General features: G+C 49.3%; 15 protein-coding genes. 4 read left to right on the top strand and 11 right to left on the bottom strand.

Annotated features, from left to right (window positions below; all coding sequences use genetic code 11):
• Positions 1-63 precede the first annotated feature (63 nt).
• The 7 genes from nagZ to MHI55_RS02105 form a co-directional block, all read right to left on the bottom strand.
• On the bottom strand, positions 64-1,782 hold the full coding sequence (nagZ, locus tag MHI55_RS02135) for a beta-N-acetylhexosaminidase (protein WP_340388572.1): 1,719 nt from the start codon (positions 1,780-1,782) through the stop codon (positions 64-66).
• Positions 1,783-1,813: 31 nt separating this feature from the next.
• Complete coding sequence (locus tag MHI55_RS02130) at positions 1,814-3,010, bottom strand: DUF1343 domain-containing protein (RefSeq protein ID WP_340388571.1); 1,197 nt, start codon at positions 3,008-3,010, stop codon at positions 1,814-1,816.
• On the bottom strand, positions 3,010-3,720 hold the full coding sequence (locus MHI55_RS02125) for a hypothetical protein (protein WP_340388569.1): 711 nt from the start codon (positions 3,718-3,720) through the stop codon (positions 3,010-3,012). The genes MHI55_RS02130 and MHI55_RS02125 overlap by 1 nt, the downstream gene beginning before the upstream one ends.
• 243 nt (positions 3,721-3,963) lie before the next feature.
• Positions 3,964-5,073, bottom strand: a complete 1,110-nt coding sequence (gene ugpC, locus MHI55_RS02120) for a sn-glycerol-3-phosphate ABC transporter ATP-binding protein UgpC (RefSeq protein WP_340388567.1) — start codon at positions 5,071-5,073, stop codon at positions 3,964-3,966.
• Positions 5,074-5,212: 139 nt separating this feature from the next.
• Positions 5,213-6,046 (bottom strand): carbohydrate ABC transporter permease, encoded by an 834-nt coding sequence (locus MHI55_RS02115; protein ID WP_340388565.1) that lies wholly within the window; start codon positions 6,044-6,046, stop codon positions 5,213-5,215.
• Positions 6,047-6,110: 64 nt separating this feature from the next.
• Complete coding sequence (locus MHI55_RS02110) at positions 6,111-7,034, bottom strand: sugar ABC transporter permease (protein WP_036616502.1); 924 nt, start codon at positions 7,032-7,034, stop codon at positions 6,111-6,113.
• A 55-nt stretch (positions 7,035-7,089) separates the two neighbouring features.
• Positions 7,090-8,442, bottom strand: a complete 1,353-nt coding sequence (locus MHI55_RS02105) for an extracellular solute-binding protein (RefSeq protein WP_340388564.1) — start codon at positions 8,440-8,442, stop codon at positions 7,090-7,092.
• Positions 8,443-8,798: 356 nt separating this feature from the next.
• On the opposite strand from MHI55_RS02105, the gene MHI55_RS02100 reads away from it, so the two are divergent.
• Positions 8,799-9,761 carry a BadF/BadG/BcrA/BcrD ATPase family protein gene (locus tag MHI55_RS02100; protein ID WP_340388563.1) on the top strand — a complete coding sequence of 321 codons (963 nt, stop codon included), beginning with the start codon at positions 8,799-8,801 and terminating at the stop codon, positions 9,759-9,761.
• Between the two features lie 22 nt (positions 9,762-9,783).
• On the top strand, positions 9,784-10,689 hold the full coding sequence (gene murQ, locus MHI55_RS02095) for an N-acetylmuramic acid 6-phosphate etherase (RefSeq protein WP_340388561.1): 906 nt from the start codon (positions 9,784-9,786) through the stop codon (positions 10,687-10,689).
• 148 nt (positions 10,690-10,837) lie between these two features.
• Here the strand turns inward: murQ and MHI55_RS02090 are convergent, their stop codons facing one another.
• Positions 10,838-11,677 carry a MurR/RpiR family transcriptional regulator gene (locus tag MHI55_RS02090; RefSeq protein ID WP_036616797.1) on the bottom strand — a complete coding sequence of 280 codons (840 nt, stop codon included), beginning with the start codon at positions 11,675-11,677 and terminating at the stop codon, positions 10,838-10,840.
• A gap of 125 nt (positions 11,678-11,802) precedes the next feature.
• Complete coding sequence (locus tag MHI55_RS02085) at positions 11,803-13,032, bottom strand: anhydro-N-acetylmuramic acid kinase (protein WP_340388559.1); 1,230 nt, start codon at positions 13,030-13,032, stop codon at positions 11,803-11,805.
• 282 nt (positions 13,033-13,314) lie between these two features.
• On the opposite strand from MHI55_RS02085, the gene MHI55_RS02080 reads away from it, so the two are divergent.
• A complete protein-coding gene (locus tag MHI55_RS02080; protein WP_340388557.1) occupies positions 13,315-14,727 on the top strand; it encodes an N-acetylmuramoyl-L-alanine amidase family protein in 1,413 nt (470 codons plus the stop codon).
• Positions 14,728-14,761: 34 nt separating this feature from the next.
• The gene (locus MHI55_RS02075; protein ID WP_340388555.1) at positions 14,762-15,322 is read left to right on the top strand and encodes a GerMN domain-containing protein; all 561 of its coding nucleotides are present in this window, start codon (positions 14,762-14,764) and stop codon (positions 15,320-15,322) included.
• A 76-nt stretch (positions 15,323-15,398) separates the two neighbouring features.
• On the opposite strand, the gene MHI55_RS02070 is transcribed toward MHI55_RS02075, so the two are convergent.
• Both MHI55_RS02070 and MHI55_RS02065 read right to left on the bottom strand, forming a co-directional pair.
• A complete protein-coding gene (locus MHI55_RS02070; RefSeq protein ID WP_340388553.1) occupies positions 15,399-16,988 on the bottom strand; it encodes an MBL fold metallo-hydrolase in 1,590 nt (529 codons plus the stop codon).
• Positions 16,985-18,670, bottom strand: coding sequence for an iron ABC transporter permease (locus MHI55_RS02065; RefSeq protein WP_340388551.1), 1,686 nt, complete (start codon positions 18,668-18,670; stop codon positions 16,985-16,987). The genes MHI55_RS02070 and MHI55_RS02065 overlap by 4 nt, the downstream gene beginning before the upstream one ends.
• Between the last annotated feature and the right edge of the window lie 32 nt (positions 18,671-18,702).

Raw genomic sequence — 18,702 nt, 5'->3', positions numbered from 1 at the left:
AACCCAAAATCCATCTCTTCTCCATCCTGCAAAAAGCAGATTTACTCATATTCTTATTACTGCCTAGGAGACATCCGCTCTTTCATCATCTGTCTGCTTTAATGTTACAGGAAGTTTTCCCGCAAAAGGAATGCGCCCCATCAGCGCCTGAGCGACGCTATCCATGGCAAGTGGCCGGCTCTCGTAAGCCGCTACATAGACCTCGGCATCCGGGAGCGCCAGCAGATCATAGGGGCTTCGCAATGCCACAACAGCCAGTGGTTTACCCAATTGCTGTATCCAACCAATCAGCCTGCACTGTGGATCGCCGGAGGGACTTCCCGCATTGTAGGTTCCCACCACAATCTGCCGAATGTCATCTGCTTCCGCTGCCTGAAGCAGACGGGCGGAACGAATGGCAACTTCCTCGGGCGTGACCGTCAGATCGACAACATCCAGACCATACATGGATAAGGCTGAGCCCAAGGTGAACGTCTGAGTCAACTGTTCGTCGGCAATTGTCGTCACGGACGTGGCAACCGTTATGACCAGCGTGCGTTCCGGCTTCAAGGGCAACATATTCAGCTGATCGCGCACCAGTGTGATACTGTTCTCGCTAATACGGCGGGCAACCTCTTGGTGTAAAGAATTGTTGCGCTCCGACCAACTGGATAGAGCAGGAGCGTTTGATGCCTTTGGCAATGATGCATTCGATACTACGCCATACACTTCCTCATCACCTGCACCACCCGTTTCACTCTCTAACAAACCACGTTTCGCCTTGTACATCAGCAAGCGATTCACCGACTCATCAATACGTCTCTCGCTAATCCGCCCGCTCCTCACAGCTGCTAACAAAGCATCAAATGCCTCTGCCTGAAGCTTAGCCGTATGGCTAATTAACACCAGATCTGCCCCGGCCTCTACCGCCATTACGGCTGCATCGACAGTGCCATAGTTCACGGCAATGGCATCCATCTCCATGCAATCTGTCACGATCATGCCCTCATAACCCAGTTCCTGGCGAAGCAGACCGCTTAATACGGTTTGCGATAGCGTTACGGGCAGACGCTCTGGCTCCAGTGCAGGGAAATAAATATGCGCCGACATCATGGCATCGACACCTTCGGCTATAGCCGCTCGGAATGGAATCAACTCCAGGCGCTCTACCCGTTCCCGATCATGAGTGATGATCGGGAGATCCAGATGGGAATCGGTATCCGTATCCCCATGCCCCGGGAAATGCTTGGCTGTCGCTGCAATCCCAGCGTCCTGTATTCCCGCAATGGTTCTGGCCCCATATTCTGCAACCGATTGTGGAGATTCGCCAAATGATCGTACACCGATGACCGGATTGGCCGCGTTATTGTTTACATCCAATACCGGAGCAAAGTTCATGTTAATGCCCATGGCCTTCAGCTCCAACCCACTGATATATGCCGCCTGATATGCATCGTCAATGGAACCGGCAGCGGCAATGGCCATTGGTCCAGGCATCAAGGTTATCCCTTGGGTAATTCGAGCAACCATGCCGCCCTCCTGATCAATGGATATCCAGAGCGGCACATTACCGCTGCTTTTGGCAATCTGTTGTAACCCTGACGATAACCGCTCTACCTGCTCTGGCGACTCAACGTTGCGAGCAAAGTAGATTACGCCACCGATTGGATACTTTCGTAGAAAGGGTTCCACATCGCCAGCAGCTTCGGTGCCATGAAAGCCACAAAGCAGCATTTGCCCGATTTTCTCACGCAAGGTCATCTGTTTCAGCTTCGACTGGTATAACTCTTTTGGCCCACTCATTTCATGCCTCCCTCCGCTAACAAACATCCGTTCATTGATATAACAAAAACGGCTTTCGCCGCTCCTTCCATTCCGCTGCCTGTACATTCCACGCGTCCATTAAACGAATGAATTCCGCGCGGTCATGAATCGTTTCCCTGACTTCCTTCCCCCCTGCCAGCAGGTCGATAAAGTACCTTGAACCTGGCTCTGGCGGCTCCAGCCAGCAGAATTGCTCCGGATAGAGTGACACCAGTTCATGTAAAAGCACTAACCCTGTCTCTACCGCCCGAAATTTCCGGCTGTCCGTTACAAAAATCCTTACACCACCACACAGCTCACCTGCATGTTTGGAGAATGTTGGCGACATGTACACTGGATGCACATGCACACCTTCCAGCTTGTATTCCCGAAATCGTTCCGCCAAACGTTCACCGTCAACCCAGGGTGCCCCTATCCACTCGAATGGGCGGGTTGTGCCCCTTCCCTCCGATACATTAGTGCCTTCGAACAGGCACGTACCCGCATATACCCGCACACTGTCCAGCGTGGGCATATTGGGAGAGGGTAACATCCAGGGAAGCCCACAATCCGCAAACTCCATGGAGCGCTGCCATCCTTCCATGGCAACCACGTCCAATTCGCAAGGTACATCCATCTCGCTGTTGACCATCAGGGCGAGTTCACCTATCGTCAATCCGGTACGTACAGGTACACGCCAAGCGCCAACGAGTGATTCATACCCCGCGTTCAGCACACCGCCTTCCACATCGTTTCCACCCAGCGGATTCGGACGGTCCAGAATCAGCATACGTTTGCCTGCTTCAGCACAGGCATCCATCATATGGAACAAGGTTGAGGCATATGTGTAATAACGGATACCCACATCCTGAATGTCGAACAGCACCGTATCCACTCCAGCCAGCATTGCAGGCGTAGGTTTCTTGTAATCTCCATACAGGCTGAACACCGGAATGTCCAGACGTGGATGAAACATGTCTCCGAATCTGACACCCGCCTGAAGCTCTCCACACAGTCCGTGCTCACAGGCATAGAGCGCTGTAAGCTCGGTATTAGCCAGTCCAGCGCACACATCTATTGTCGATACAAAATCCGCTGTAATACCAGTCGGGTTTGTTATTAGACCGATTCGGTTACCCGTTATCCATGGATGCGATAACCCTCTGGACAGAAGATCAACTCCCGTTTTTACAGCCGGGATCTGCTCGGTCCCATTCAACTGACCCATCACACATTCCCCTGGCTGACCCAGCCTGTATGCTGGTGATCATTACCGCCTGTTACGACAGGCTCTTCTTCAGGCTCCAGCACATTAAGAGCAACCTTATGCTGATAGATGGCAAACATACCTCCAAACAGCGCTCCGAAACCAACGACAGTCAGCATCAGCAGAGCCGTCAGGCACATGGCCTGAAAACAAGCGCCCATCGTGTACCCCGGGTGACGGAAGAACAGCTTTACACTTTCCCCCATCGCCTGAACGATGCCCATGTTTTTTTGTAAAACAAGCTGCCAGGTATAGAACTGTGACATCAGCGCCATGAGAACAAAGAACGTCTGGAATACACCCACTGCTGTACCTGTAATTCCACCCTGTCCACCGTAATACCACCAAGTTGACCATAGAATGAAACCAAGCACCGCGAAAAGCACACCCACCGATCCTCCCGGGATTATTCCCTTCAACGTTCCGACCCAGATATCCTTAAGTCCATTGCGCCGTTCCGTACGTTCCAATCTGTGATGCACGGCATAACAAACACCGAACAGGATGGGCATATACATCAAGGCCAGAAGCAGTATAGCGATCGGCAGCGGAGCAAACATCATAATGGGAACCAATACGATGGAACTAACGACACTGTACAAGGCCACCGGAATAATATCCCGATAGATTTCCGCGCCCGACTTGATCAATACTTCACTCAGCTTACGCATGTTTATTCTCCCTTCTATATAAGTTGGACTAAACATTTACACGATAACGGAGAAAACAGAACAAATCTGGAGAAGCAAAGCGATCGCCCACAAGGGCTATCTTAAAAGGGCTCCCCATTTCGGTTGGCTTGGCCGCACCACCGGTCAGTATGTTGTACCAAACTTGCAACCTGCTAACGAATCTACCGCACCTTAAACGGCAGATTTTCGAGGCATGCCAATTGTAACGAACTTCAGCCCCGCCTACTCCCGTCCAATCGCAAGCTCCGTCTCTGGATCAAAAAAGTGCGCCTTATGTAGGTCCAGCACAAAATTTTTGTCCATACCTACATAAGCATGTGTTTCCGGGTGGACCTTGGCCGTAACAGTACGGGCACCGGAATGGAAATATACCAAATTCTCGGAGCCCAGATGTTCTACAACCTGAACTCGCGCTTGCAGCATGTGGTCTGTCGGGATATTCGGAGCGACATCATCACCAAAAATATGCTCTGGACGCAGACCCATAATCACCGGCTTGCCTTGATGACTCTGAAGACGAGCGAGTACATCTTCTGGCAAGGTGAATGATGCACCGTCCACGACAACCTGCGTGCCTTCAATCCGGGCATCGATGAAGTTCATCGCCGGGGAACCGATAAATCCGGCAACAAACATATTCCGCGGACTCGCATACAATTCTTTCGGTGAAGCCACCTGCTGAATATCTCCATGATTCATGACCACGATGCGTTCCCCAAGTGTCATGGCTTCTACCTGATCATGCGTCACGTACACAATCGTGGCACCGAGACGTTTATGCAACTCACCCAACTCCACCCGCATCTGTACCCGCAACTTGGCATCCAGATTGGACAGTGGTTCATCGAATAAAAACACCTGCGGATCACGGACGATCGCCCGTCCCACCGCAACACGCTGGCGCTGACCACCAGACAGCTCGCGTGGTTTGCGCTCCAGCATCGCTTCCAGTCCCAGAATGGAGGCCGCATTCTGCACCTGTTCATCAATGTAGGACTTTGGCTTTTTCAGGTTTTTCAGGCCAAAGGAAAGATTCTCACGGATGGTCATATGCGGATAGAGTGCATAATCCTGAAACACCATCGCGATATCCCGATCCTTCGGATGCAGATCGTTAACTAGCCGGTCACCGATCACAATATCACCGCTTGTTTGCTTTTCAAGTCCGGCTATCATCCGCAGTGACGTTGTCTTGCCACAGCCCGAAGGACCCACAAACACTACGAATTCCTTATCTTCTATAACAAAGTCCGAGCCGGCCACAGCCGTGAACGTTCCTTTATGATCGTCTTTGAATTCTTTGCGCACTTGGCGAAACTCCACGCGTGCCATAGGTAGATCCCCCTTTACGTTGTCGCTTGTCCTGAACTATATAAGTTCAACTAACGAATCCTTACACTGGCACTCCGATGACAGAACAACCTTCCGATCGCTGTTATGGTGTAAATGTTTAGTTGAACATATATTGGAATTAACCTTTTACTGCACCGATCGTAATGCCTTGTAGGAAATAACGTTGCAGTGAGAAGAACAAAATAATCATGGGCAGCGCACCTATTGTTGCCCCTGCCATCATTGCGCCGAAGTCCGTTGATTCGGCAAATACGAATGAAGCCAGCCCCACCTGAATGGTACGCATCTCGTTGGAATTGGTAATGAGGAACGGCCAGAAGAATTCGTTCCACGAAGCCACAAACGTGAATATCGCCAGCACCGCAATTCCCGGCTTTGCCATCGGCAGAATGACTTTCCAGAAGATACCGAATTCACTACATGCATCGATACGTGCCGCATGTATCAGCGATGTGGGCAGCGTAGACATGAACTGTTTCATCAAGAAAATGTTGCCCACGCTAACGGCAGCAGGCAGAATAATGGCCGTATACGTATCCCCCAAGTCAAACACGTTAACCATCAGAATGTACAAAGGAATCAGTGTCACCTGCGCCGGGATCATCATGGTCCCAAGCAAAGTCCAGAATACCGCCTGACTACCCGGAAACTTCAGTTTGGCGAACGCATATCCCGCCAGGGAGACGAAGAATACATTTGTGACGGTCAGAATAATCGAGATGAGCAGCGAATTGTATAACCAGCGCCAGGCATCGGTTTTGGCAAAAAAGCGCTCATATGGTGATAACGACAACTGCTCCGGAATCATCTGTGGTTTAAACGAAGCCGACATCGCGCTATCCTGCACCGAACCAACGAGCATCCAATACATCGGAATGACCGTCACCAGCGCCCAGACTACCAGCAGAATGGATGCAACAACGAGCAGAATCTTTTTCTGTGTTGATTTCATGGATTTCATTCACCCCCGGATGCTTAATGCGACGTGCTCTAATAGTTCGTGTTTTGAACTACCTCTAATACTCAATATCGCTGGAGAAATATTTGAACTGTATGACAGAGATGACAATGATGATAATCGCCAGTACAAACGACTGAGCCGAAGCCAATCCGAACTCATAGAATTTAAATGCCGTTTCATAGATCAGATAAGCGATTGTTGTTGTCGCAAAGTTTGGTCCACCCTGTGTCATCAGATATACCGAGATAAACACCTGGAAAGATGTAATGACACCCGTGACGAGCAGATACAGCGTCGTTGGTTTGAGCAGCGGCCATGTAATCTTGCTGAACTGGGTCCAGCCGCTGGCATGATCAATATCCGCCGCTTCGTACAGCGATTTCGGAATACCACCCATGGCTGCCAGATACAGAATAATGCCCGCTCCGTGCGATCCAAGCCAGTTCATCAGAATGAGGGAAAAGAGTGCCGTTCCCGACTGGCCCAGCCAGATCACCGGATCCAGGCCGAACAGACCGAGGAAACGGTTAAGCAGCCCCGAATCCGTCGGGTCAAAGATCGCCAGCCATACAATGGAGATGGTCACCCCGGAGGCTACCGCAGGCAGATACATGGTAGCTTTGAAAAATGTCTGCCATTTGCTTTTCATTTGATAGATGAAATAGGACAGTACAAATGTAATGAGAATATTGACCGGGACTGTGCCTACGGTGAAGATGACTGTATTTTTAATCGACTTCCAGAATGTCTCATCCTTCACCAGTCGCTCGTAGTTATCCAATCCAACCCACGTCGAGTTCATAATATTGTATTTCTGGAAGCTCATCACAAGAGCCGTCAGAACGGGATACAGTGTGAAAATGAGAAACAGCAGGACAGGCGCCAAAATAAACAAATACGCCCACCCGTAGTCTCGCCAAAATCGGGCAACCCGGGAAGTTCGGGGCACTGACGATTTTGGCGCAAGGGCGGTCTGCATGGCGAATCCTCCTCTCCTAATCAGTGTGGTTTTACGTTATGTTTGATTGTCCGAGTTATTGTCCAAACATCTGCTGGCCTTTGCTCTTGAAGTCTTCTGCGATCTGCTCCGGTGATTTTTCACCCGAGAACAGCGCCTGAATATTAGGCTTCACAACCTGTTCCTTGAATTGTTTTTGCTGAGATGCTTTGTCGATATCCAGTTCAAGTACAACCGGCATCGCGATATTCTCTGCCATGACTTTTGCAGCAGCCAGATTATCCGGTTGACCAAGCTCTTTTCCTTTAAACAGATCCACCTGAGACTGTCTTACGAATGGAAGCGCCAGTTCATTGGCCGAGTTCCCTGCTTTGGCACCACTAAGCGCCTCCATCACCAGGAACGTATTTTTGGCATGCTGTTCGCCCTTGTCCTTTTTCTGTTTGAAGGCTACATACCCTTCGCCGCCCATCGTTGTGGCCGCAGGTTGATCATCATTATGTGGTACAGGCAACAGGACAAAATCAATCTTCTCTCCCTGCACCTTGCCATCATCGATGTCCTTGTTGCGATTCTGAATCATCACATCATAATAAGGAATCGCTTTGGAGATGATCGCCGTTTCCCCCGCGTAGAACATATCCGTCCGTTTCGCTGGAGCGAGAGCCGCCGTTTCCTTCGGCATATACCCTTGATCCATCAGGTTTTTGATAAAAGAGAGGGTATCCAGAATGCGACCATCATTCCATTGGAACGTGCCGTCTTTATCAAGAACATCGATCATCCCGTTATTCCGGGACAGCATTTCAATGAAGTCAAGCGAGGTTCCGTCGGTAACCAGTGCATATTGCTTGGCCCCGCCATCCAGCGTTTTGGTCAGCTTGGCAGCAGCATCGTTGAATTCGGACCAGGTCCAGCCATTTTGTTGAATGGACTTCCAATCAATGCCCGCTTCCTCCAGAATGCGTTTGTTACCACCCCAAGCCCATTGGAATTGATACAACGGCAGTCCGTACTGTTTACCCTGAATCTGGCCTAAATCAAGCGTACCTGGCAGGTAGTCGTCCTTGATCTCAGGTGTCAGGTAGCTGTCCAGCTCAAGTGCCAATCCCGTATTCACATATGTGCCGTCTACGCTATGAAAGTAAAGATCCGGCGGGTTACCTGCGTTCAGAGCGACATCGAATTTTTTGGGCCCTTCCGCCCAGGAAAGCATTTCCGTCTTCACGGTAATGTTCGGGTGTTCTTTATTGAAATCAGAGATTAGATCCTTCAGTTCATCTTCATATGTGCCATGTACAGGATAGGTCCATACCGTTACCCTATCATCGGCATTCGGGTCATCCGAAGCAGCACCTCCGCTATTCCCACAGGCTGTAACCCAGACCATCATCAACAACATTGCCCATACCAGACCCTTCTTTTTCATCCCTTCATCTCCTTTGCATGTCATCATCCGATTCTTTCATTGCCTAACCATGCTACCCCTTTGTGATCGTTCGGCCTTCAAACGCAATCCACCTATACACGCGGCAGTAAGGAAAAGCACCTCCCCTGTAGATTGGGCCTGCCAGTCGCAAGCTAAATCTCTTAAATGCAATATTAACGTCAACTTAATTGACATTAACAGTATTAATTCCTTCCAAAATTGTAGATTGAATTCATTATATGAGTTGTAAAATAAAAATTCAACATTATTTTTTATTATAAAATTTAATTTTACTTTTTCTTTTCATGCAACTATACTATGTAAAAAGAAAACCCAAGCAAGCGAGGTGAGCCACTTTGCGAGTATATGTAGGCGTAGATGGAGGCGGTACCAATACTGATGCAGCAATCATTTCTGAATCTGGTGAAATTCTCGCCCGACTCAGCGGTGGTCCCACGAATCCTCACAGCGTATCAACTGAACAGGCCATTTCCGAACTGCAACGAGTGCTGGAACAGCTATTTAATCTAATAAGTGATTTATCGACAAATTGTGAGGGTATATGCCTTGGTATGTCAGGTGTAGACACGATCCAAGAACGGCAACTTATAGCCGAAGCAGTAAATAACTATATGAAGATTCGTAATCAACAGGCACCAGAAGACTGTCCAGTCTGGGTTGTATCCGAAGGAGAGATTGCTCTGATGGCCTCTCTTGGACATACGCACGGTGTATTATGCATCTCTGGAACAGGGTCCATCGTGTACGGATTTACGCGGGAAGGAGAGCGATACCGTGCAGGAGGCTGGGGTCATCTGCTCGGAGATGAGGGGAGCGGCTATCGTATTGGGCAGCGTGCACTCCAAGTGGTTATGCAGAGTTATGACGGTGTTCTTCCTCCAACCCGCTTAACCCCTCTTCTTCTAAAGAATCTGAACCTTCGGGATATATCGGAGCTAAAGACGCGAGTGTATCAGACGGATTGGGGCAAAACCGAGACCGCATCCATCGCCCGCTTAGCTATAGAAGCTGCTGAACTCGGAGATGAGGCCGCCCGCGCACTGATCATTGACGAAGCCTCACAATTGGCGGATACCGCCAAGGCGCTGATTGCACGTCATCCCGAATTTGCATCCACTCCGGTTGTCCTGTCCGGATCACTGTTTCGATACGCTGTACTTTTCCGAAATACATTTATTCACAAGTTATCTGAATATTATGGAGAGTTGGACTTTGTATATCGTGAAGATGCCCCCGCTCCAGCGGTTGGCGCAGCACAACTGGCAAGACAACGCCGTTCCCTGAATGAATCATTTTAAAAGAGAGAAGGAGGCCATACGGATGAATCACATGCTGAATTCACTACTAACAGAACAACCCAATCCACTAACGGATCATATAGATGAATTGCCTTCGGCAGAAATTATGGAGCTCATTAATAAGGAAGATCAACGGATTGCGGAGCTCATTCAGCCCCTCATTCCGGTCATTGCTCAAGCTGCGGATCGGATCTTGGAGGCATTTCAGTCTGGCGGCAGGCTTTTTTATGTAGGCGCAGGTACCAGTGGACGATTAGGGATACTTGACGCTTCGGAATGCCCGCCTACCTACGGAACCCCGCCATCCTTGGTGCAGGGTATTATTGCAGGGGGATTCCGGGCAGTGAAGGACCCGGTTGAAGGTGCTGAAGATAATGAGGAGTTGGGAGCTGCCGACCTTGATGAACATGGCTTAGACAAAAACGATGTTGTGGTTGGCATTGCAGCCAGTGGACGAACGCCGTATGTGCTGGGTGCGATGAGGCACGCCAAGGAGATCGGGGCTACGGTGATCAGCCTGAGCAATAATGCAGGCACGCCGATGACCCTGTTGGCTGATGTGAGCATTGAGGCTGTTGTCGGCCCAGAGGTTGTCATGGGTTCAACACGTATGAAGGCAGGCAGCGCCCAGAAAATGATTCTGAATATGCTCACCACTACCGCCATGATTCGTCTGGGCAAGGTTTACCGTAATTTCATGGTTGATCTGAACCCTTCGAACGAAAAGCTTGTCCATCGGGCCAAACGCATGATACATCTGGCAACCGGAGCGAATGAAGCGGATATTGAAGAGGCTTTTACCGGTGCAGACGGTCATGTAAAAACGGCAATCGTCATGCTGATGGCAGGCGTGGACGTAACAGAAGCTCAGCACAGGCTTGATCTGGCTGACGGTTTTGTCCGTAGCGCCATTGCGGGGCCTTCCTGAGCCGTACAAGGGGTATTATTAGAGGTGGTAAGAGAGGAGCCCGACATTAGTCCGGGCTCTTTTTTTTATTTTTTTATTCTAAAAGCGGATATAATCCGTCAAAAAATCCCCTCCTGCATAAACAGAAAGGGATTCATATGGTTTTACTTCACTTGTGCTCCAGAATAGCCTGTCGGCTCTTCTCCAAATATTCCACCGACTGGTTGTAATCCCGACTGGCAATCGCCAGATACAAAATATCGATCACGTTCAGCTGTGCAATCCGTGACGAAGTTGCTCCGCTCCGAATATCACTTTCGGTAGAAGTAATCATCAGGGGCACATCCGCCATACTACTGAGTGTATTGCTGCCCCACTTGGTAATGCTGATTGTCGCTGCACCACCATCATGAGCATGCTTGAGACAGGAGATTACGTTCGACGTCTCCCCTGAATACGAGATACATACCACCGCATCATCCTCACGAAGCGTCGTTGCGGACGAAATCTGCATATGCGGATCGGCGAACGAAAAGCTTGTGCGATTGATTCGCATGAACTTGTAATGTGCATCCAGCGCAATCAGGTTGGAGGCCCCTACTCCATAGAAAAAGATCCGGTTTGCCTGATGAAGCACGTCCACGGCTTTTTCTACCAGACGTGGGTCCAGAATATGAACCGTATCCTTCACCGACTGAATATTGTTTGCGGACACATGCTGAATAATGCTCTCCATGGAGTCCTGGGGACGAATCTCCGTATATTGATATGGCTCACTCGTCTGCAAATCTCCGGCAATCTTCAGCTTCAGCTCCTGAAAACCCGTTACACCCAGTGATTTACAGAGACGGATAATGGCAGCTGGGCTGCCTCCACTCCGTTCAGACAACTGGGCCACCGAGGATTGAACAGTTTCTTGCGGGTGATCGAGAATATAAGCTCCGATCTTCCGTTCGGACGGAGTTAAATCATCCATTAATGCGCGTAAACGCACAAGTCCACCTTTCATGCCTTCCATTCGCTCCTCCTTTCCGTACTGCATTCATGTACAAGCATTTTATCTTATAATTCCACTCGCGTCTAATCGAATTCCTCGCCTTTCCATAACTGAACTCCAATTAAAGTCATACCTCACTAAAGTGTGAGAATGCCTGAGATTACGGCGTGTTTCGCGCCGGTTACTGCCGGGAGTGTATTGGTCCTTCCCATAAGTGCCTCATGGCCAAGTAAAGCAAATCCAATGGCTTCCCGAGCATCATCGGGTATGCCATAATCTGCCGTTCGCTCCAAACGGATATCCTTCGGTAGTCTCTGACGGATCATCTCCATCAACGTGGCATTGGAAGTGCCACCACCGCAAGCGAGCATGGCCGATATTTGCACCTTGGGCAGGATAAAATCCTTCACTGCACGCACGATGGTTTCCGCGGTCAGACAGGTGGCAGTAGCCAGCGTATCTTCAAGAGATAAGGAACGCTTTGCGGCCATCTCCATCAGTCTCACTGCATACGCGGCTCCATATACTTCTCGCCCGGTACTTTTCGGTGGAAGTCTTTTGAAATACTCATCCTCCAAACACAGGTCTACCAGACCCTGATCGACCTTTCCCTGTGCGGCAATACTTCCATTCGGATCATAATGCTGCCGCCCATCCGTTGCCTGCCGCACAATGGCGTCCATCACCATATTCCCTGGTCCCGTATCAAATGCCGAAACACCTTCGGTAGAAGACTCGGAGGGAAGCACCGTCACATTGCCAATGCCACCGATATTCTGCACCAGCCGTCCTTCCGTCGGGCTACGGAACATCAGAGCATCCGCATAAGGCGTAAGCGGGGCACCTTCCCCACCAGCGGCCATATCCCTTGCCCGCAGGTTGCCAATCACTGGCAGTCCTGTCCGTTCTCGAACGACAGCACATTCACCGATCTGCAATGTCGATACCACATCAATACTTGCTCCCGTTGGCCCTGGAAATGCAGATGCTACAGGAGCATGCCATACCGTCTGCCCATGCATGCTAATCATATCCACCTGCTGCGTTGAGATACCGGCAGACTGCATCAGTTCCGTAACGCTATGCGCATACCACTCCGATACACCAAAATGCGCGGCTGTCAGCTCGTCGACACGCGCCGTCTCCGGTGAACATAACCGGATCAGTACGTCTCTCAATCCATTCGAATACGGCACATAGACGAAATCAACCAGCTCGATCTGCTGTAATACCCCGCTCATATCGGTTTGAATACGCACCAGTGCCGCGTCAGTTCCATCAAGTGACGTTCCTGACATTAGTCCGATGACCAGATGCTCCTGCTTCAAACGATACTTCTCCCACATCGGATAGCTGCCTGTATCCATCCACTTCCAACCTCCTGCAAGACCCGATGAACACGTCATCCTGCCATAATTTCACCCAGTATATGATATTAAATTTCACAAGTCAAACATTATATGAAATTTAATTACATCATTAAAAATATAAAGAGAAATATTCACCCCATTTGCGATCACACATCATGTTTTCATCCATCAATTGATAATTAGATATCAGAAGAGAAACATTTTTACATTTTTACCGTTTATACTATGTAGGGATATTTTGGAATTAAGAAAATGATCTAATATTAGTCGAGGTGCATAATGAAGAAAACCATTTTACTACTGTTTTTGAGTCTGTTCTTACTCGTTTTGCTCCCTAATCAGGGAAATGCCGCTGCAAGCACGTCGAAAATCTTTATGGATGGAGAGGAATTAGTCCTCCCAAGTGATGTACAGGTAACGATTATCAATAAAAACGTGATGATCCCGATTCGTGTCGTAGCCGAAAATTTGAAATTCAAAGTCGATTGGAACCAAAAAGCACGCACTGTAAAAATTCAGCAAGATCAACAGACGCTTTCCCTAACCGTGGACCAAAAGCAAGCCATGGTTGCTGACAAACAAGTCACTTTGAACACAGCACCGCAGATTTTGAATAAAACGCTGGTGGTGCCCATTCGATTTGTCAGTGAACAAATGGGGCTTAAGGTAAGATGGAACAATCAAGATAAGATCGTATACTTAACAAACACCAGTAAGGAACCTGCTATTGAACCAGGAAATAGTCCTGGAAAAGGGGATTCAAGCTCTACCGCTCAGGTTACCGATATCCAATTTGCCAATAATCAGCTCGTTTTATCCACCGATGGGGCCGTTCAGCCGATAGTAACGACCCTCAAGTACCCTGATCGTCTGGTTGTGGACTTGCCCGGAGCCACCTTTGGTGATATCTCCCAGCCGCTGGATCAAGGACTCAATGGCAAGTTGGATGTGAGCGGTTATCCCAATGTGACAGAAGTGAGATATTCACTGTTCAAACGAGAACCGGCACAAGTTCGCATTGTCGTAGAATTGAATAATGTGAAGAATGTCCAGTACAGCCAGAACGTCATTGCCGACAAACTGATTATTGATCTGAATGTTGCAGGTGACAATGTCACACCTGCTCCAGTCACTCCAGTAGGCGACTCAGGACGCAAGGTTGTGGTCATCGATCCAGGACACGGTGGCAGTGATCCAGGGACGATCAGCATCACGAACAAACCCGAAAAGCAATACAATCTGGCATTGGCTCACAAAGTACAAGCCCTGTTACTCAATGAACCCAATATCGAATTGGTGATGACTCGTGAAGGTGATACCTATCCGACCCGCCCTGAGCGTGTTCAACTCGCCAATCAATTAAATGCGGATGTATTTGTATCTATCCATGGCAATAGCGTGAAGTCCGCCCCCCAAGCCACAGGTACGGAGACATATTATTATCAACGCAGTAACAGCAAGGAATTAGCTACTATCATTCATCAACGTTTGGTGAAAGCCATGGGTCTCAGAGATCGTGGTGTGAAGAATGGCAACTTGGAAGTAATCCGAGACACGACCATGCCTGCAGTGCTTTTGGAAGTAGGATTCTTGAGTAATGTAATCGATGAAGAACTGATGTCGTCCGAAGTTGTTCAGATGAAAGCCGCTCAAGCGATAGCCGATGGAATCAAGGAGTATTTGGGCCTATAAATCATCAAATAAATCAGATAAAGGAAGTGATTCTTTGAATAAGAAGCTAGGTTGTGCACTTATATTATCATGCTTGGTCCTTATCGGAGTTGGATGTGCCCAGAAGCCAGTGAGCCAATCCGGTTCGAATGAACCTGCTGTTCAGGGAGGACAGGTGCAGGCACCAAACCCATCCGAAACGGAGGTGGATCTGGGCAAAATGAATACACAAGTTGTCGATGTATATTTGGCAGACTCTCAGGTACTTGAGCTAGAGAAAACAGAGCAGGAAATTGAGTACAAGGATGACTCCGAAAAATATGAAAAAACATTTGCAGCGTTGCAAACGAACACCGATTCAGAGCTTGTTTCCCTCTGGGAGCAGGTGGAATTGCTCTCTGTCCAATATGCTGAGGGTACGGTGACTTTGGATGTTCATATCCCCGCTGAAGCGAACCTTGGTACCAGTGGAGAATTGCTCGCATTGGAAGCTTTAACAACAACGATGTTTCAATTTGATGAAGTGAAGAGTCTGGATATACTGGTGGATGGTGAAGCCGTTGATAGTTTGATGGGGCATGCCGAACTGGAGCACCCTATTCATCGCGAACCCTAAATGATCAGACAACAATGGAAAAAGAACGTCCCCAGGGACGTTCCAATCTGACGCATCAATTCGATTCATGCACAATTCACACATATAGCTCGTCACCAGCAGACAGTGAATGTATCACTGTTCTAGGTGACGGGCTATTTCTGAGCAATCCTTCTTTTAATATGTCCGTCTCTGCCCGGTCAGCATGCACAAGGACCGTATGCCTTGCTGGAACCTGATGCAGCATCCGTTCAACATCCTTCCAGCCCTGATGTACTTTATAACGTATTTTCCGCACATCACACACTCCATACTTGTCAGGAACCCGTAGCAACTTATCAGCAAATGTGCCATGAGCAACATGCCCGGTGAGCAGAATCAGATTCTCCTCCTTGTCTGATAATTGACTATAATACCAACGGGCAAGCGAGGACTGCATCATGCCGTCCGGAATGAACCATAGCGAAGCAGCATGATGTTCCAAAAGTTGTTCCCGCTCTTGGGTAGTAGTAGGCAGATCCCATCCCCGTCCAGTCAGAAAGCAATCGATTTCGTCTTTCAACGAACTTCCGATGACATGCTCTCCCTTCTCCCTCAACCAATACGGAACATGCATAAGCTGCTTCATACCGTCCACCAGCCCTTGTTCCACTACGATTGGAATAACCGGGAATTGTTGCTGTGCCCACAGTATGATCTCCTGTCCACGCCCTACGACAGGCATAGGTAAGAGCACCTTTCCACCTTGAGCAATCGTCTGGCGAATGGCTCGTTCAAGCTGTTCCAGTTTGTCGGCCTGTGTATCCTGGTCCGTACCGTAGGCCGCATCAACGATCGCCAGATCTACCAGCCCGACGGAAGATATTGGCGCAGCGTCTGCTACGTTTGCTCTGCCTGCTCTGACTGCTCCATCTGCTCCATTGGATGTGAAATTTCTCTGCTTCATGGGTATCTCCATGGATACAAGTGTTCTTGACGACGCTTCTGATACAACAGATGTCTGATCTGGTGACGTTATGAGTTCTCCAGCCTTTTGCCCACTGTTTATAGCAATTAGTTCCTCCGCGCCCCTCTGTTCACTGCTCGGAGTATCGAACAACGTATCTTCACGAATCATGTTTTCCCGTAAGAACGCCTCCGCTGGATAATCCTCCTGTAAAAGCATCGATTCTGACGTGTAGTCCCCGGAATAAAAAATCCGCTTACCTTCCATTTCAACCCCAAACCACACCGATCCAGCCAGATGTCCACTCCGTCCCCACATCACTTTTACTTCGGGAATCGGTTGGAACCAGGTTTGGGATACGACCTCATCTTCCAGATACCGATAACGAATAGCCTGCTCATCTGCTTCATCGTAAGGGAGCTTCTCTCCGACACGTTCTGCAAACCTTCGCCAGTTGGCAAAATACGTACGTAGCTGCGCCCTCGTCTCTCTCGTCGTCCACACTTCACCCTGGTAGCCCATTTTGTACAGCAAAGGGATGGCGACCGAATGATCCTCATGGGCGTGGGACAACAGGACCGCATCCAGTTGCAGGACAATCTCCGGGTCAATCATCGGATACTCGCCCATGCCTTCTTTTTTCACACCACAATCCAGCAAAAGGTGGAACTGGCTCCCGCTCAGGAGATAGGCGGAACGTCCGTGTTCCCCTGCACCGCCCCATACGTTCAGTTTGATCATGTTGCATTCCACTTTCTCTTTGAATTCAGCAGTTCAATTCCCAGCAGCATCAGCACCGTCATGCCTACAGTCACAACGGCCATTGCCATGCCAAGGGATACCTGACCTTGTTCAAACTGTGCAAAAATATACGTAGCCGACGTCTGCATCGACGGTGGAAGAATCAACAACGAACCTACCAGCTCCCGGGTAGCAATCGTAAAGGTCATCATCCAACCCGCCAACATGCCGGGTAGGATCAGCGGGATCAGGATACGCCGCAGAATATACAGCGGCTTCCCGCCAAACACTTGCCCAGCTTGGAACAACGTTCCGTCAATCTGGGTAAAGCTCGATTTTACATACTGCACGGTGTAAGGCAAGAAGAGCACAACGTACGTGAGCACAACCATGCCATAGGTGTTATACAACGTGACTGGCATCCAGGGTGAGTTCCAGAACAGAATCAAACCCACCACCATCACGATACCCGGCACCGTATTAGGCAACAGACTGAACAAGTCAATCACACGCTGCATGAATGAAGATGATCTGCCGATCGCCAGCGCAAATCCAGTTCCGATAATAACAGCTACCGTTGAAGCCGCAAGGGATAGACCGAGACTGTTCCCGATGGCCTTCATGCTCACCGATCCCCAAGATAACAGCTCTTTGTAATGATCCAAGGTCAGATTATCAAATGCAATTCCCGATCCCCGTAACTTCATGGTCGAAGCGGCGATGATGGAGAAATATGGGATACCTATCGACAGGATCAACAGGATTGCAAGATACGCCCCACACAACCATCCTGCTCCGCCACGAAGAGAATATCGCTTCGAACGTTGCCCTTTGCCACCGATCAGACGATACGTGAACTTTCGACTCATGGCAGACTGCATATACCACATCACCAGACAGACGGACAACAGCACCGATGCCAGCGAAGTCGCCTTGCCGAAGTCAATCGGCCAACTGGAGATGTACTTATGGATCTCGGAGGTCATGACATAATAGCCAATCTTGCGCCCGAAGGTTGCCGGAGTTCCGAATTCCGCAATCGTTTTGACAAAGACCAGCATGATCCCCATGCCGTAAGATGACAACAATAAGGGTAAAATAATACGTCTGAAACGGTACCCTGCACGTGCACCGTGCACAGCTCCCGCTTCTTCGAGATTGCCACCGATGCGGATCAATGCATCTCGAAGCAACAGATACAGGAATGGGAACAAGTGCAAGCTCATGATGAGCACCATGCCCCAGAAGCTGAAGAACAGCTCACTCCAGCCCGCAGATGAGGGCACCCATTGCTGCAGATATCCCCCTTTTTGCATAAACAGAATCCAGCCCATCGAACCGATATACGGCGGGGTCATGAACGGAATCATCAGGATTACATCGACCCAGCGATGCTCGCCCATTCGGGTCTTCGCCATCATCCAAGCCAGCGGTAGCGCCAGCAGCGTAGTTACCGCTACAACGCATATGCCAAGCCAGACGGAATTCAGCAATACACCTGATAGATGATGACCTGTAATCGTGCGAATCGGAGCCATCCAATCCCACTGCCCGTCCGGATACACACTTTGCCAGAAGATCAGCAAGAGCGGTACGCCAATGCTTATGGTCAGCAGAAAGAGGGCCAGAATCACGCCCACTCTCCGAAAAATTCGGTTGTTGTCTATTCCAACAGGTTTCACTACGTTCACCTCACATGACTTTCCACAGACAG

Source organism: Paenibacillus sp. FSL E2-0151 (genome assembly GCF_037993015.1).
Lineage (GTDB): Bacteria > Bacillota > Bacilli > Paenibacillales > Paenibacillaceae > Paenibacillus > Paenibacillus amylolyticus.
Note: the sequence above shows the minus strand (reverse complement) of the source record. Positions and strands in the feature narration are given on the sequence as shown.

Excerpts from the sequence above, each read along its gene's own strand:
- nagZ (WP_340388572.1), bottom strand. The coding sequence starts at position 1,782 with ATGAGTGGGCCAAAAGAGTTATACCAGTCGAAGCTGAAACAGATGACC.
- MHI55_RS02130 (WP_340388571.1), bottom strand. The coding sequence starts at position 3,010 with ATGGGTCAGTTGAATGGGACCGAGCAGATCCCGGCTGTAAAAACGGGA.
- MHI55_RS02125 (WP_340388569.1), bottom strand. The coding sequence starts at position 3,720 with ATGCGTAAGCTGAGTGAAGTATTGATCAAGTCGGGCGCGGAAATCTAT.
- ugpC (WP_340388567.1), bottom strand. The coding sequence starts at position 5,073 with ATGGCACGCGTGGAGTTTCGCCAAGTGCGCAAAGAATTCAAAGACGAT.
- MHI55_RS02115 (WP_340388565.1), bottom strand. The coding sequence starts at position 6,046 with ATGAAATCAACACAGAAAAAGATTCTGCTCGTTGTTGCATCCATTCTG.
- MHI55_RS02110 (WP_036616502.1), bottom strand. The coding sequence starts at position 7,034 with ATGCAGACCGCCCTTGCGCCAAAATCGTCAGTGCCCCGAACTTCCCGG.
- MHI55_RS02105 (WP_340388564.1), bottom strand. The coding sequence starts at position 8,442 with ATGAAAAAGAAGGGTCTGGTATGGGCAATGTTGTTGATGATGGTCTGG.
- murQ (WP_340388561.1), top strand. The coding sequence starts at position 9,784 with ATGAATCACATGCTGAATTCACTACTAACAGAACAACCCAATCCACTA.
- MHI55_RS02090 (WP_036616797.1), bottom strand. The coding sequence starts at position 11,677 with ATGAAAGGTGGACTTGTGCGTTTACGCGCATTAATGGATGATTTAACT.
- MHI55_RS02085 (WP_340388559.1), bottom strand. The coding sequence starts at position 13,032 with ATGGATACAGGCAGCTATCCGATGTGGGAGAAGTATCGTTTGAAGCAG.
- MHI55_RS02080 (WP_340388557.1), top strand. The coding sequence starts at position 13,315 with ATGAAGAAAACCATTTTACTACTGTTTTTGAGTCTGTTCTTACTCGTT.
- MHI55_RS02070 (WP_340388553.1), bottom strand. The coding sequence starts at position 16,988 with ATGATCAAACTGAACGTATGGGGCGGTGCAGGGGAACACGGACGTTCC.